Annotated in this window: 11 protein-coding genes; 2 read left to right on the top strand and 9 right to left on the bottom strand. The window is 69.2% G+C overall.

All coding sequences use genetic code 11. The annotated features are described in order from the left end of the window. Positions 1–34: 34 nt before the first annotated feature. The 7 genes from EV653_RS17120 to EV653_RS17090 form a co-directional block, all read right to left on the bottom strand. Entirely contained in the window at positions 35–2,239 is a 2,205-nt protein-coding gene (locus EV653_RS17120) for a hypothetical protein (protein ID WP_134104597.1), read from the bottom strand. A 400-nt stretch (positions 2,240–2,639) separates the two neighbouring features. Further along, positions 2,640–3,359 (bottom strand): anti-sigma factor, encoded by a 720-nt coding sequence (locus tag EV653_RS17115; protein WP_134104595.1) that lies wholly within the window; start codon positions 3,357–3,359, stop codon positions 2,640–2,642. Then, positions 3,356–3,913, bottom strand: coding sequence for an ECF RNA polymerase sigma factor SigK (gene sigK / locus EV653_RS17110; protein ID WP_134104593.1), 558 nt, complete (start codon positions 3,911–3,913; stop codon positions 3,356–3,358). Before sigK ends, EV653_RS17115 begins: the two co-directional genes overlap by 4 nt. A 45-nt stretch (positions 3,914–3,958) precedes the next feature. After that, positions 3,959–4,621 (bottom strand): fasciclin domain-containing protein, encoded by a 663-nt coding sequence (locus EV653_RS17105; RefSeq protein ID WP_134104591.1) that lies wholly within the window; start codon positions 4,619–4,621, stop codon positions 3,959–3,961. Positions 4,622–4,697: 76 nt separating this feature from the next. After that, entirely contained in the window at positions 4,698–5,693 is a 996-nt protein-coding gene (locus EV653_RS17100; RefSeq protein ID WP_134104589.1) for a hydroxyacid dehydrogenase, read from the bottom strand. A 9-nt stretch (positions 5,694–5,702) separates the two neighbouring features. Beyond that, positions 5,703–7,592 (bottom strand): putative Ig domain-containing protein, encoded by a 1,890-nt coding sequence (locus EV653_RS17095; protein WP_134104587.1) that lies wholly within the window; start codon positions 7,590–7,592, stop codon positions 5,703–5,705. Between the two features lie 25 nt (positions 7,593–7,617). Further along, positions 7,618–8,754 carry a WD40/YVTN/BNR-like repeat-containing protein gene (locus tag EV653_RS17090; protein WP_134104585.1) on the bottom strand — a complete coding sequence of 379 codons (1,137 nt, stop codon included), beginning with the start codon at positions 8,752–8,754 and terminating at the stop codon, positions 7,618–7,620. A 109-nt stretch (positions 8,755–8,863) separates the two neighbouring features. On the opposite strand from EV653_RS17090, the gene EV653_RS17085 reads away from it, so the two are divergent. Then, positions 8,864–9,817: a MarR family transcriptional regulator gene (locus EV653_RS17085; protein ID WP_166679470.1), complete on the top strand. Its 954-nt coding sequence runs from the start codon at positions 8,864–8,866 to the stop codon at positions 9,815–9,817. Positions 9,818–9,833: 16 nt separating this feature from the next. Here EV653_RS17085 and EV653_RS17080 read toward each other — a convergent pair whose 3' ends face one another. After that, positions 9,834–11,045, bottom strand: a complete 1,212-nt coding sequence (locus tag EV653_RS17080; protein WP_134104581.1) for an MFS transporter — start codon at positions 11,043–11,045, stop codon at positions 9,834–9,836. A 157-nt stretch (positions 11,046–11,202) separates the two neighbouring features. Here EV653_RS17080 and EV653_RS17075 point away from each other — a divergent pair, with 157 nt between their 5' ends. Then, positions 11,203–12,024 (top strand): NADPH-dependent oxidoreductase, encoded by an 822-nt coding sequence (locus tag EV653_RS17075; protein ID WP_134104579.1) that lies wholly within the window; start codon positions 11,203–11,205, stop codon positions 12,022–12,024. On the opposite strand, the gene EV653_RS17070 is transcribed toward EV653_RS17075, so the two are convergent. Further along, entirely contained in the window at positions 12,002–13,795 is a 1,794-nt protein-coding gene (locus tag EV653_RS17070; RefSeq protein WP_134104577.1) for a heparinase II/III domain-containing protein, read from the bottom strand. The two genes, EV653_RS17075 and EV653_RS17070, sit on opposite strands and share 23 nt — an antisense overlap. Positions 13,796–13,854 lie beyond the last annotated feature (59 nt).

Here is a 13,854-nt window from a genome sequence, read left to right as displayed (position 1 = left end):
CGTTCCCCAGGCGCGACCGATCAGCTGGAGCAGGTTAGCTGTTGGTCGTGGTGTTGGGCTGGCGGTGGGTCCCAGTGGGGTCGACGTGGAAGGTGAAGCCGTGGGGTGTGGTCCATTCCAGGGTTTTGGTGTTGACGCGGCGGACGGTCCAGCCGCGGGCGTGGGTCTTCACCCGGTGGGCGAAGCGGCTGAGCGGGGCGAGGTTGCGGGTGCTGGTCTGCCCGGCGGGCCCGGACGGATCGTAGGGCTCGATGTGATCGAGGTCGATGCTGGGATGCGTTTCGCGGGTGCCGTACGGGAACAACTCAACGGGATGGGTGAGTCGAACCCGTTCGCGGATGCGGGCCGGGATCTCGTAGGCGTCGACGCTGACGGCGTCGTTGAGGTCGATCACGGGCTTGACGGTGTACGGTGCGTGGCCGATGAGTTCGGTGAGTTGGTCGGCGAGCAGCGGGCCGATGCCCTCGGCGCGGAGAACTCCGTTGCCGGTGGCCAGGGTGAGGTCGGTGAGGTGCACGTAGACCTCGGTCTGTCCCGGGCGCACCTGTCCGCCGCTACTGGTGGGGTGGGTGTGGGCGTCGTGTTTGATCTGTGCGAGGCGTGCGTCGAGTGCCCGTTGAGCGGCACCGTCCATCGGCACGCTGTCGTCGGGTTCGGTCCGCGGCCCGGGAACGTAGCCCATCGGCCGAGTGTCGAACGGATCGCTCGGCGGATCGGGATCATAGGGCCCGACATCGTCGTCCGGCGGAGCTTCCCGCAGTTCGATGGGATCAGCTGGGTTGGCATCACCGGCATGCCCGCGTTCGGACGCCGGGCTTGCCGGGTCGGCCGTGGTGTCACTGTGGGTCGGGTTTGCTGACGTGCACGGTGTGTCGTTCGAGGGGTCGCGCGGGCCGCCGTACGGCGAGCTTGCCGGGAGCGCCGTCGAACCAGAACGCGCCGGGTCTACCGATGTGCACGGCGTGTCGTTCGAGCGGTCGCGTGGGCCGAGCGGGTTGCGACCCGGCGCCGTATCGCGGGGGGCGGACGCACTGGAGCCTGTCGCGGTATCGCGTGGGCCGGGCGCGTTGTGGCCGGTCGCGGTGTCGCGTGGGCTGGATGCGCTGTGGCCTGTCGCGGTGTCGCCTGGGTTGGGCGCGTTGTGGCCGGGCGCGTTGTGGCCGGTCGCGGTGTCGCGTGGGCTGGGCGTGCTTTGGCCTGTCGCGGGCGATCGGGTGCCGGCGGCTGATTGCGAGGCTGCATCCACTCGACGCGGGCCAGGGGCTGCTTCGGAGGTCGTCGTGTTCGCCGGTTGCCGGGCGGGGCTTGAAGCCGAGCCTGTGGTGTGGGCGGGGGAGGCGGCGGGGCTTGAAGCCGAGCTTGTGGTGTGGGCGGGGGAGGCGGCGGTGGTTGTGGACGTGGCTTTGGACGTCGTTGTGGACGTCGTTGTGGACGGGTTTGCGGACGTGGTTGTGGGGGTGGGGTGGTTGCGGGCTTGGGTGAGGAGTTCTTGGGTGAAGCGGGGGTCGGCGATGATGCCGATGGCGTCGGCGCGGCGGTGCTGCACTTGGCGGGTGTCGCCGAAGGTCTTGAGGGCTTCGGCGATCGCGGCGATGGTGGCGTCGTGGCGGATGACGGCGGCGGCGGGGGCTTTGGCGTAGATGGTTTTGTTGCCGTGGTGGTCGCTGCGGCCGATGAAGACGCCGCGCTCGCCTGCGGCTTCGGTGGCTTCGTCGTGGGCGAGGTCGGGGTCGGCGTGGGTTTTGGCGGCGCGGATGATCTTGTCGAGGCGGTACGGGGTGATGGAGTCGATGAGGGGTGCGACCCGCTGGTCGACGGACCGGGCGGCTTGTTCGGGCAGTTTCAGGCACTGCGTGGCGAGTTGGCGGGCTTTCCAGGGGGTGGCGTCGCCGGCCAGTACGCGGGCCCAGGTGAAGGGGAAGCGGTGGCGTAAGGCGAGTGCTTCGCCGAGGAATTGGCGTGCCACCATGGGCGAGATGCCGAGCATGACGCCGAATTCGGCGATGGCGAACTCGGCGATCTCCGGGCAGCCGTCGCCGCCCAGCACCACGGCGCGCTCGCGTCCGTCGGCGGAGCGGCGGCCGGGCCGGATGCTGCAGACCGATGGGTGGAAGCGGTCGGCGTAGATCTGGGCGTGCTGGAGCAGCCGCGCGTCGGCCTGGTTGGCGATCGCGCGGTGCTCGGCGGCCGACTCCAGCAGGTCGGCCGTGGAGAGCTCACTCAGATCAGTCTCGAACATGTGTTCGATTCTAGCTGTTCAACGATCCGAGGCCAAATCGGATCAGCCGCGAAACCCCTTATTTACAAGCCGAACACGCGCGTCCCGGAGATCGCGGGCAGGTTCTGCGGGCGGGGTCAGCAGCCTTTGCGAGGACCGGTTGGTCGCGGCGGGGATCCCGTACTCGACATGGACACAGGCCAACGCCGCGCAGAGCGCCACGGAGAGCTTCCGGGAGTTACGCCCCTGATGAACCGGTGACAGCGCAGAAACTCAAGCCGGACCGCCGACCGATCAGAACCAACTGGATCATCAACGATCTGTGCGATACACGGTCCCGGGGTGCCTTCATGGCGCTTCCCAAAGCAGTCCCGATCGCCGTGCTGGTCGGATCCTGATCTCTCTTCTTTCCTGGTTTCTTTCAGGTTAGTGGGACCAAGGCTGCGGCCGGGAGGGTTGGGGTGCGGGAGCCGCCGTCGGGTTCGATGGTGAGGCCGAAGGTTGCCATGCCGGTGGTGGAGCCGTTGACGACCTGGGTGGTGTCGCCGGTGGAGAGGCCGATCGAGGTGGCCTTGTTGGTGGGGTCCATCATCCAGAGTTGCCAGGTGTGGTCCTTGGGTAGTTTCGGTAGGTCGCGGAGTACGACGACCGACTTGTCGGCTTTCGTGGACAGGACGACCGTGGCCTGGCCGCCGCCTTCGACTGTGCCGTGGACGGTGCGGGCGTCGGGCTGGGCCAGTACGGCTGCCATCTGCTGGTTGGCGCGCTCGGCAGCGGACCGGTCCTGGTACTGGTCGACCGCGACCCCGCCGGCAGCCGCGACCGCGAGCGCCGCCGCGGCCAGGGTGAGCACCGAGCGCCGAGTGAAGCGCTGGGCCTTCGGGGTCGAGCCAGCAGCGGGTACCTGCGGAGGGAGCTGGCGAACATCCTCGATCGCCGCCATCACGTTCGCCTTCAGTCCGGGTGGCGGTGGGGTCGAGACCTGAGTGGCGAGCTTGACCGCGGCTTGTCGCAGTTCGGTGACCTCGGTGGTGCAGAACGTGCATTCGGTCAGGTGCGCCTCGAAGCGGACTCGTTCGTCCTCGGGCAATGCGTCGAGAACGTACGGGCCGGTCAGGGTGTGTACGTCGGGATCCGTCATGACCTTTGCCCCTCCGTGGTGCCGAGGCAGTCGCGGAGGCGGATCAGGCCGTCGCGCATTCTCGCCTTGATGGTCGGAAGCTTGGCGCCGAGTTGCTGGGCGACCTCCGGGTACGTGTAACCGTTGTAGTACGCGAGCTCGATCGACTCCCGTTGGAGCTCGCTCAGCGACCCGAGACAGCGCCGTACCTGCTCGGCCTCGAGACGGGTGCTGACGGTGTCCGCGACCTGGTCGAAGTCGACCTCGACGGACCGGGCGCCGGCCAGGTCGGTCCGGTCCGCCGAGGCCTGCTCGGAACGCACCCGGTCGACCGCCCGGCGGTGCGCGATCGTGAGGATCCACGAATGCGCCGAGCCGCGGTTGGCGTCGTACCGGGTGGCTGTGCGCCAGACGTCGATCATGACCTCCTGCGTGACCTCTTCCGACTGGGCCGGATTGCGCAGGATCCGGCGTACCAGGCCGAACACCCAGGGAGCGACCCGGTCGTAGAGGGCGCTGAACGCGGCCGTGTCACCGGTCGCGGTGAGCGCGAGGAGGTCACCGTCGGATCGCATGGGCGATCCGACGGGCCAGGGAAGCGCGGTGGGTTCGTTCACGGGTCAGCTTGCCGGGGGCATCAGTACGGAGTCGATCAGGTACACCGTAGCGTTCGCGGTCCGTACGCCGCCGCAGATCACGTTCGCGCCGTTCACCTTCAGGCTGTCACCGGATCCGGTGACCGTGACGTCCTGCTTCTCGACGGTCGCGTGCGTGCCGACCACCGTGGACGGGTCGAGCTGACCGGCGACCACGTGGTACGTGAGGATCTTGGTCAGCAGCGCATCGTTGGTCTTGAGCGTGTTCACGGTCGCGGCCGGGATCTTCGCGAAGGCCGTGTCGACCGGCGCGAAGACGGTGAACTCGCCGCCGTTGAGCGTGGAGACCAGGTCGACCTTGGGGTTGAGCTTGCCGGAGACGGCCGCGACCAGGGTCGTCAGCAGCGGGTTGCCCGAGGCGGCGGTGGCCACTGGGGCGGCTGCCATACCGTCGATCGAGCCGGCGCCGCTCGGGTTGGCCTTCGCGTAGGCGGCGCAGCCCGGGCCGACCATGGCGGTCGCCGCTTCGCTCATCGACGGGGTCGTGCTCGCGGACGGCGTACTGGCGGAGCTGGCCGGCGCGCCGGCGGAGGCGCTGTTGTCGTCGGAACCACCACAGGCGGACGCGGTCACGGCGAGTGCCAGCGCGCTGAGGGCGAGACCGGCGCGGGTGAGGTGCTTGGACATGACGTCATCTCTTTCCTGACGAGGTTGGCTGACACCAGTACTTCGGAGCCACTCGCAGGCCGGATGGGTTCGAGATTCAGCCCATGCGGGTGAGCGCGTCTTCGGTGAGCTCGTACTCGAGCGGCTCGCCCGCTGCGAAGCGCTCGATCTCGCCGACGGTGATCTCGCCCATCTCGAGATAGCACTCGACGGTCGCCGCAGCCTGGTGCGGAGTCAGCAGGACGTTGGTGAGGCTCCGGTACGGGCTGTCGGCCGGCAGCGGCTCTTCGTCGAACACGTCCAGCGCCGCATCGATCCGACCCGTGCGAAGCTCCGCGAGCAGCGCGGCGGAGTCGATCAGCCACGAGCGGGCGGTGTTGACCAGGGACGAGCCGTCGGCCATGAGCGCGAGCTCGCGGGCGCCGATCAGGTTGTGGGTCTCGGGCAAGGTCGGTGCGTGCAGGGCGACGACCCTGCTGGTGCGGAGCAGCTCGTCCAGCGTGGTCCGGCGTACGCCGAGTTGGGCCGCGCGCCCGTCGGTCAGATACGGGTCGTAGACCACGACCTCTGCGCCGAGGGCGACCAGCATCCGGATGTACTCGACGCCGGTCCGCGATGCGCCGACCACGCCGATCCGCGACGACCTGAGCCCGTGCTGGGGCGGCGCGTCGTCCCGCCACGCACCGTCGTGCATCTGGTGATCGAAGCGCTGGATCCGGTGCAGCAGGATCAACGTGAACGCGAGCGACACCTCGGCCACCGGCTCCGCCATCGCCTGCCCCGCCTGGGTGATCCGCAGTCCACGCCGGAACACCTCGTCGGTGACGAAATGCTTCACCGACGAGGCACTGTGCGCGATCAACCGCAACCGATCCGCGTGATCCAGCACCTCCGCGGTCAACGGCGTCGCCCCCCACGACGTGATCAGTACGTCGGCCCCGGGCAACGCGGCCGTCAACGCCGTCGCGTCCCCGGGATCATCGAGTACGACGACGTCCCCGAGCGCCTCCAGCCGCGCGACGCTCGCCGCCCCGAACACCAAGTCGCGGAACGACGGCGTCGCCGCCAGCACTGTCCGTAGCTTTTCGGCCATGGCCGAATTCTAGTTCACCGAGACGTCGTCCAGCAGGAACGTCGTCGGCGCTCCTTCGTTCTCCGTGCTGGTCCAGGCCAGCGTGACGGCCTTCCCCCGGTACGGCGTGAGGTCGACGGACTGCGTCACGTACGACGACGTACTCCGACGGAAGGTCTTCACCGCGTGACCGTCGACGGTCAACTGGAGCACGTCATCGCCGCCCGAGACCCGCAAGGCGAACCGCAAAGCCGGATGCCCGAACGAGGGGACGCTCACCCGCTGGCTGAGCGAGTCGGTGTGCGTCGTGCCGGTCCCGCCGAGCCACGCGTACCCGAGCCCGTTGTGGCCGTACTGACCGTCGGCACGGATCACGTCCGGAGTCTGCGCCCAGCCGCCGGTGCCGGATTCGAAGTCCCCGTTGACCACGGCGTTCTTCCGGGTGCTCACTACCCAGCTGATGACGGTGTTGCCACGCGCCTTGGTGGAGTCGGTTCCTGTCACCGTCACCGAATAGGTCCCAGGCGTGGTCGGCCGTCCGTAGATGATCCCGCTCAGCGCGTCGATCCGGAGTCCGGCGGGCAGACCGGTTGCCGAGAACCTCACCAGGCCGCGGCCCGAGTCCGTCGCCCGCGCCCGCAGTACGACGACCTCGCCGGCCGCGGTGAACTGCTGGGTCGGTGCGGAGAGCGTGATGCGGTTGGCCTTGGTCGGCGAGGTCAGGGCGCGGGTGCCGATCGGCGTACCGAGGCCGGTCGGACCGTCCCAGCCGGGCTGCGCCGTGCACAGCGGGGCCGGCGTGCACTCGCCGTTGTTGCCTTCGACAACATCGTTGAGGTTGCCGGTGGCCCCGTACGGGTATCCGGCCGGACGGGAGTCCGGAGCGGGGTCACCGGCAAGTGCGTAGGTGGCGGCGATGACCGGCGCGGCCGCGCTGGTTCCGCCGTACACGGCCCAGCCGGAGCCTCCGGTGGTTTGGTACACCGCGACACCGTTGGCCGGGTCGGCGACCGCGGAGACGTCCGCGATCGCGCGCTTCGGGCAGGTCGTTGCCGGGATCACCGACTGCCAGCTCGGCTTGGCGATCGTGCTCGAGCAGCCCGATCCGGTGCCCTGGCCGGGTCCGTTGTTCCACACCGTCTCGCTCCAGCCGCGGGACGAGTCGTCCTTGGTCAGCGTCGTACCGCCGATCGCGGTCGTGGCTGAGGAGCTGGCGGGGTAGGAGACGCCGGCGTCGTAGTCGTAGTCACCGGTGGACGCCGTGTACACGACACCACGCGGGTTGAAGTACAGCTTGTCGAGCTCGGCCAGGTCGGACGACTCCGGTCCGCCCCAGCTCAGCGAGACGAACTTCGCGCCGAGCTCGTTCGCGGTCTTCACCGCCTTGAGCAGGTCGTCGCTGGGAGAGTCGGACTCGATCAGTGTGATGCCGCAGTTCGGGCAGATCGCCGACACCATGTCGAGGTCGAGCGAGATCTCGCCGGACCACGAACGCGACGGTGCGGGCAGCGGACTGGGCAGCCCGTCCTGGTTCAGCTTCTGGAAGCAGCCGTTCGCGGTGGTGCAGGCGGGCAGGCCGAACTGCTGGCGGTAGACCGCGAGGTCGGCCTCGGCGGTGGGGTCGTCGTACGCGTCGACGATGTAGACCCGTTGCCCTTGGCCCGCCGTTGCTGAGGGCACCTTGTACGCCGACTGCAGGTCGGACGGACCGTACCCGGCCGGCGCACCGCCCAGCGCCTTGGCGCGGAAGCCCAGGTCGGCCCGCCGCTGCGCGAAGCAGGTGTACTCACCCGGCTTCACGTTCTGGTCACAGCTCGCGACAATCTTCGGTGGTTCCTGGGTGTCCGCGGCCGCCGCCGTCGTCGAACCGGTGACGAGGAGCAGGGCGAGCGGGACCGCCAACCGGCGCAATGAGATCACTGTTCTTCTCCTGAAGGGATCGGCGTCACGCCGGGACGAGAGTGGTCTGCTGCCAGCTCGCGCCGGCGTCATGGCTCACCCAGAGCTGCGTGTTCTGGGTGTACGCCGCATCGCGCTCGACGATCCACGCCGTCGTACCGTTCTGCTGGACCAGGTCGTGGATGTGCTCGCTGTTCTCGAGCCATTCCTGGTCGATGCGCCACGACTTCGACAGCGTCGGCCGGTTGTAGACGAGGCTCGCGGTGAGCGTGGAGAGCATGACCGCGCCGTCCGGTCCGACCGACAGCTGGCCGGCCAGACCGAGCCCGCCGGGGATGGCGTCGTACCGGAAGGTCTTCCCGCCGTCGCCGGAGACGAGCAGGGTCTTGTCGGAGTGGCCGCGGCCGAAGTTCGCCATGCAGAGGACGAAGACGCGACCGGGGCCGTTGGTGGCGAGATCGGTCATCGTGGCGTCCTCGGCGTCGGCGCAGGTGACCGTGCTGGTCGGCCGGACCGAGCCGTTGCGGATCGTGGACAGTCGGCCGGGGCCCACGAACGGCGCGGCCAGGAAGTAGACCGTGGACCCTTCGGCGTCCATGGCGACGTGATCGTCGGCGGCGACCTGGACGTCGAGCTGCTTCCACCCGGTGGACTTGCCGACGGGTGCGCGCCAGACCTTCAGCGGGCGATCGTCGCAGATGCCGGTGCCGATCTCACAGCCTGATGTGATGACGTACGTGCCGTCGGGGGCGGCGAGCAGGTTGAGGACCTTGGCGTCACCGCCGGGCAGCGGGACCTGCGTCCAGGTCTTGCCGCCGTCCTTGGTGACCTCGAGGTACGGGTCGTACGCCCAACCGAACTTCGCGTCGGCGAACTGCAGGCTGGTCAGGCCCGGCTCGCCGCTCTTCGCCAGCCCGTTGTGTGTGCGGCCGGCGGCGGTCCACGTCTTGCCGCCGTTGTGCGTGGCAAGCACCTCGGCCGGACAGGTCGCGGTACCGCAGGCGACGCCGCCGAGCACGTAGCCGTCGGTCTGGGTGGGCCAGACGATCGACTGCGGAGCGAAGGCGGGATCGGTCGGATCGGCGGTCGCGACGTCGGCCCCGGAGCCGATCAGAAGCGCGCTGACGACGGTGCCGATGGTGCCCACCAGCGCGATCGTCTTGCGGCCGGCATGCAGACGCACAGTTCACTCCTCGGACAGGCGACGTTTCCTGGGACACGCTAAGCCCAGACCTCGCGATTACGGCGCCCATTCCGGCCAAACGCCGATCCCGGCCAACTACCCTCGTCGGGTGGCTGATTGGGAAGCGGTTGGGCTGTCAGGAATCGACGCTCAGGTCTATCGGCAGCTCCTGCGTGATCCGGGTCTGCCGGTCGGCCAGCTCGGTGACCTTCTCGAGTTGCCGGACGAAGCGGTGACGCAGGCTGTTGACCGGCTCGTGGCGGCGGGGCTCGTGCGGAGCGGGTCGGAGGCCTCACCGGCGCCGGTCGATCCGCGGTCCGGGTTGGGCATGCTGGTCCGCGAACGGCGGGCCGCCCTCGACGGCGTTGCGGCTATGACCGATCAGCTGGCGCGCGAGTTCAGCGCCGGGCAGCTGCAGGCCGAGCCGAGCCGGCTGATCGAGATCGCGGTCGGCCGGGATGCGATCGAGGCGCGGATCGACGACATGCTGCGCGGCGCTACCGAGCAGGCGGTCGGGACCGACACACCGCCGTACGTCGCTGATGGGAGCGCTCAGGTGTCGGGCGCTGAGCTGGCCCTGCTTGATCGTGGGGTGCGGTTCCGGTCGATCTACGCGGCCGAGGTGCTGGACCATCCGGGGTGGGTGGACCGGTTGCGGTCGATGGCCGAACGCGGGGAGCAGTCGCGGGTGCTGCCGCAGGTGCCGGTCAAGCTGCTGATCGTCGACGGAACCACTGCGATCCTGCCGCTCGCAGGCGGGCCGTCGACACCAGGGCAACCGCGAGCGGTGGTCGTGTCCGACTCGGCACTCACGAGTGCGCTGCAGGTCCTGTTCGACCAGCTGTGGAGTCAGGCCACGCCGTTGCGGCTGTCCGAGAACGCGGATCCCAACACGACCCTCATCAACCTGCTGGCCAGCGGGATGAAGGACGAGGCGATCGCGCGTCAGCTCGGCGTGAGCGGCCGGACCTTGCGTCGACGGATCGCCCAGGTGCAGGAAGAGCTGGGCGCAACCAGCCGCTTCCAAGCCGGCCTCCAAGCCGCCCGCCGCGGCTGGCGGTAACCCCAGCCCACCGCTCTCAGGCCGTGGTGGCGCGGTGGGTTGCGCGGGTGACCAGGGCGTGGAGGGTGACGGTGATCGCGAGGATGATGCCGGCGACGCCGAGCAGGCCGTCCGGCGAGGCGCCGGCTGTGAGGGCGACACCGCCGAGGGCGCTGCCGAGGGCCGAGCCGAGCGAGATCGCGCTGCCGTTCAGAGCGATCACGATCGTCGCCGAGTCCGGCGCCATGGTGGCGAGCCGGGCCTGCTGGGGTACGGCGCCGCCGCCGTTGCCGACGCCCGCGGAGAAGAACCAGACCAGGCCCCAGACCGCGGCCACGACGGCCGGTGCGAACATCAGCGCGACCATGCCGACGATCGAGTTCAGCAGCAGGCCGATCAGGACCACCGTCAGCACGCGGATCGCGCTGAAGCGGTCGACCAGCCGGCCGGTGATCGCATTGCCCGCCATGCTCGAGACGCCGTACCCGAACATGATCAGGATGATCGCCCAGTGCGCATGGAAGTGCGGGCCGAGGATCAGTGTGGCGTAGGTGAAGCAGGTATAGCTGCTGCACAGGATGCCGGTGGTGACGAGCAGCCCGGCGAGCAGCCGCGGTTGCTTGAGCGGGCGCAGGCGGTCGACGAGCGATCCGCCGGGCAGATGCAACTGGGGGAGCCGGAGCAGGATGCCGACGAGTGCGATCGTTCCGACCACCGCGACCATGATCATCGGGAACCGCCAGCTCGACTGCCCGATCACCAGGCCGATCGGTACGCCGAGGGCGGTCGCGGTCATCCAGCCGCCGAGGACGAACGACAGCGCCTTACCGTGGTGTTCGGGCGGCGTCAGCGCGATCACGTACCCCGTGACCGCCGCGTTCAGCAGGCAACCGCCGAGCGCCGCGATCACCCGGCCGCCGAGGGCGATCGGGTAGTTCGTCGCGATCCCGACGACCAGGTTGCCGAGCACGAACACGGCCAGCGCGAGTGCGATCGTCGTCCGGCGTTCCCATCGTGACGTCAGCGTTCCGAGCACGGGACCGGCGAGCGCGGCGGTGAACGCGAACACCGACATCAGCTGCCCGGCGGCCGCGGCGGTGACGCTCAGGTCGCCGGCGATCTGCGGGAGCAGACCGGCCAGCACGTACCCGTCGATCCCCATCGAGAACGTCGCGACCGCGAGCCAGATGAACGGCCGGTACGAGAACCCCTGCCCGTCCACCGCGCCCGCGGCCCGCGTCTGCGTCATCTGGATATCTCACCCCGAACGGCATACTCCGAGCAAGAGAAATCTGATCAAATCTGCCAAGAATCCCGCATCTGTGATCACCGATGGTCAGGAACGGCGTCGTCTTGGCCGGTGAGACCGGGACCGGAATCTCTAGCCGGTCAGTAATCTTCCGGGTGTGACGATTGCGGATAGTTCGTACCGGACGCGCTACGGATCAGGTACGGCGTTCGCGCCACCGGCGGCGTGGAACGACGTACTGGCGCAGCAGCTCGCGCATCGATCGGTGCGGGCGTACCGGCCGGATCCGGTGCCGGACGACACATTGGCAGCGTTGATCGCGGCCGCCCAGTCGGCGCCGACGTCGGGGAACCTGCAGCTGTGGAGCGTGGTCGCGGTCCGCGACGAAGGACGTCGTACCCGGCTGGCGGAGTTGGCCGGTGAGCAGGACTTCATCGCGCAGGCACCGTTGTTCCTGGTCTGGCTGGCCGACCTGGCCAGGGCGCGACACATCACCACGGAGATCGGATCGGCGACCGCCGAGGCGGCGGACTTCGTCGAGGCGGCGCTGCTCGCGTTCGTCGATGTCGCCCTGGCCGCGCAGAACGCCGCGCTGGCAGCCGAGTCGCTCGGCCTCGGAACGGTATTCGTCGGCGCGATCCGGAACCGGCCGCTCGACGTCGCTGCAGAGCTGGGGCTGCCGCCGAACGTGTTCCCGGTCTTCGGCCTGACCGTCGGCCACCCGGACCGGCTCGATGAAGCGGCCGTCAAGCCGCGCCTGCCGCAGGAGGCGGTCCTCCACCACGAGCGGTACGAGCTCGAGCCGCAGGAAGCTCACGTACACGCCTACGAGGAGGCGTTGAACGCCTTCTACGCGAACGCCGGCCTGCCGGCCAGCTGGGTCGCCCGGGTGGCCGCCCGCTTCGGCACCGTCGCGGGCCTCAAAGGCCGCGAGCACCTCCGCGAAGCCCTTCAGATCAGGGGCTTTCAACTCCGCTGAAGGTCATCGTCGTGGTGCCGGCCGGTGTCAGCGAGCGCGCGGAGAACACCAGCCGAGTGACCTGCTCGCCCCAGACAGCTGTCAGCCGCGGGTCGGTGAGGGGGAGTGGCCCGACCGTGAGGGCCAGCTCGTCGTCGTACGCGATCGTCAGGTCGCCGACCCGAACGGTGCCCTCCTCGACAGCCACCGGGCCGTTGACGACCAGGTGCCAGACCAGCGAGCTCGGCGTGTCCTGCAGTTCCCAGGTGTCGGTGATTTCGACTGATCGGCTCATCATCAGGTCGCGGCGCCAGGAACGGATTCCCGCCTCCGCCGGGTAGGCGCCGGCGAGGTCGAGCCGGCCGCTGACGCGCGTCTCGCCGACGTCGGCCGACATACCCCTCGCGTGGAACTCACGGCCGGCCGGCTGCGACAGTCCGTTGATCTGCGGCAGGTTGTGGTAGTCGCTCTGCATCGTGAAGATCTGGTAGCGATCGGCCGAGAACGTCTGCCGGGTGTAGCTGCCGACGCCGAGATCGACAACCCGGGGTACGCCGTCGACAGCGATGATGAACGAGCCGACGTCGTTGTGATTGTGCGACTCGGCGTTGTGCCCGCCCTTGAGCGCCACCAGGAGACGATGCGACCGCGCGACGAGCACCTCGGTGTCCGGCAGCCAGGTGGTCCGGGGCTGCGTGCCTTCGGCATCGTCACGCAAGCCCGGCTCCAGCAACGTGCCGACCACTCGGCCCATCGACGGGATCCGCGGCACGAGCGGGTCGTCGCGGCGCTTGACCAACCGGGCGTGTCGAAGGGCGGACGGTTCGCCGGTATGTAGGCCGAGTCGGTACAACGGATACGCGACCGACGGGTCGTCCAGTTGCGCCGGGCAGTCGGCGAAGTTGACGTACCACCGGCCGTCGATGTGCATCGCCGGCAGGTACGCCGCGATCGGCCGCAGCTTGGGATGACGGAAGCCGTCCAGCTTCCCGCCGGAGGCGTCGTACAAGAGGGCAAGAGTGTCCGCGACGGCGCCGCCGGCGCGAGTCCAGTACGACGCGCCCTCGTCGCAGCCGCCGTCGTCGGGATAGGAGTCCAGGAAGACGTCCAGCCCGTCGATCACGAGCGACATGACCTTGGCGCGCCGAGAGGGATCGCGCTCGATGAGCAGTGCGCAGGCGGTCAGGTTGGAGTGGATCCACGGGTTCCAGTTGTTCGTGAACCTGATCAGCCACGGCCAGTCGCGGATCTCGAGGAACGGCGTCAGCACGCGGCGGTCGACCTCGGTGGCGATCCGCTGCCGGGTGCCGGCATCGAGTGCGAGGAGCGCGTCGACCCAGGCGAGCAGGCCGCCGGTTTCGGCGCAGAACAGGTCGAGATCGCGATCGCCCGGACGCGGGAGAGCCTCGCCGCGCGCGATCGCCGTACTCGCATGAGCCGGGATCGTCCAGGTCAGCTCGTCACACACCAGCCAGATGCCGTCGACGACATCCGCGACCCAGCGCTCCTCGCCGGTCAGCAGTGCGGCGAGCGCACTGGTCACGATCCGGCGTCGGCGCGCGAAGTACGGCGTCTCGTAGCGTTCGCGATCGCCCTCGCGATGGAAGCGGGCGTAGTCGCTCGCCGGCAGGACAGGCCACGCGGTGGCCAGCTGTGCCTCGGCGTCCGCGAGGAGCGCCGTACGGTCGCTCGCCGGAACGCCGGCCCAGGCCTCTGCGGTCGGCAGGTCGAGGCCGTCCAGCGATCGGGTCAGAAGAGCTTCGGGCAACAGGTCGCGCAGTGTCTGAGCCATCGGCCCGATTGTTTCATACGACCGTTTCGGCTGCTCTGTAAAGGGTTTGCGCGGCGCCG

Origin of the sequence: Kribbella pratensis, from assembly GCF_004365355.1 — a bacterium.
Classification (GTDB): domain Bacteria; phylum Actinomycetota; class Actinomycetes; order Propionibacteriales; family Kribbellaceae; genus Kribbella.
Note: the sequence above shows the minus strand (reverse complement) of the source record. Positions and strands in the feature narration are given on the sequence as shown.

Bases quoted from the DNA above. Each gene is read 5' to 3' on its own strand.
- EV653_RS17120 (WP_134104597.1), bottom strand. From the start codon at position 2,239: ATGTTCGAGACTGATCTGAGTGAGCTCTCCACGGCCGACCTGCTGGAG.
- EV653_RS17115 (WP_134104595.1), bottom strand. From the start codon at position 3,359: ATGACGGATCCCGACGTACACACCCTGACCGGCCCGTACGTTCTCGAC.
- sigK (WP_134104593.1), bottom strand. From the start codon at position 3,913: ATGCGATCCGACGGTGACCTCCTCGCGCTCACCGCGACCGGTGACACG.
- EV653_RS17105 (WP_134104591.1), bottom strand. From the start codon at position 4,621: ATGTCCAAGCACCTCACCCGCGCCGGTCTCGCCCTCAGCGCGCTGGCA.
- EV653_RS17100 (WP_134104589.1), bottom strand. From the start codon at position 5,693: ATGGCCGAAAAGCTACGGACAGTGCTGGCGGCGACGCCGTCGTTCCGC.
- EV653_RS17080 (WP_134104581.1), bottom strand. From the start codon at position 11,045: ATGACGCAGACGCGGGCCGCGGGCGCGGTGGACGGGCAGGGGTTCTCG.
- EV653_RS17070 (WP_134104577.1), bottom strand. From the start codon at position 13,795: ATGGCTCAGACACTGCGCGACCTGTTGCCCGAAGCTCTTCTGACCCGA.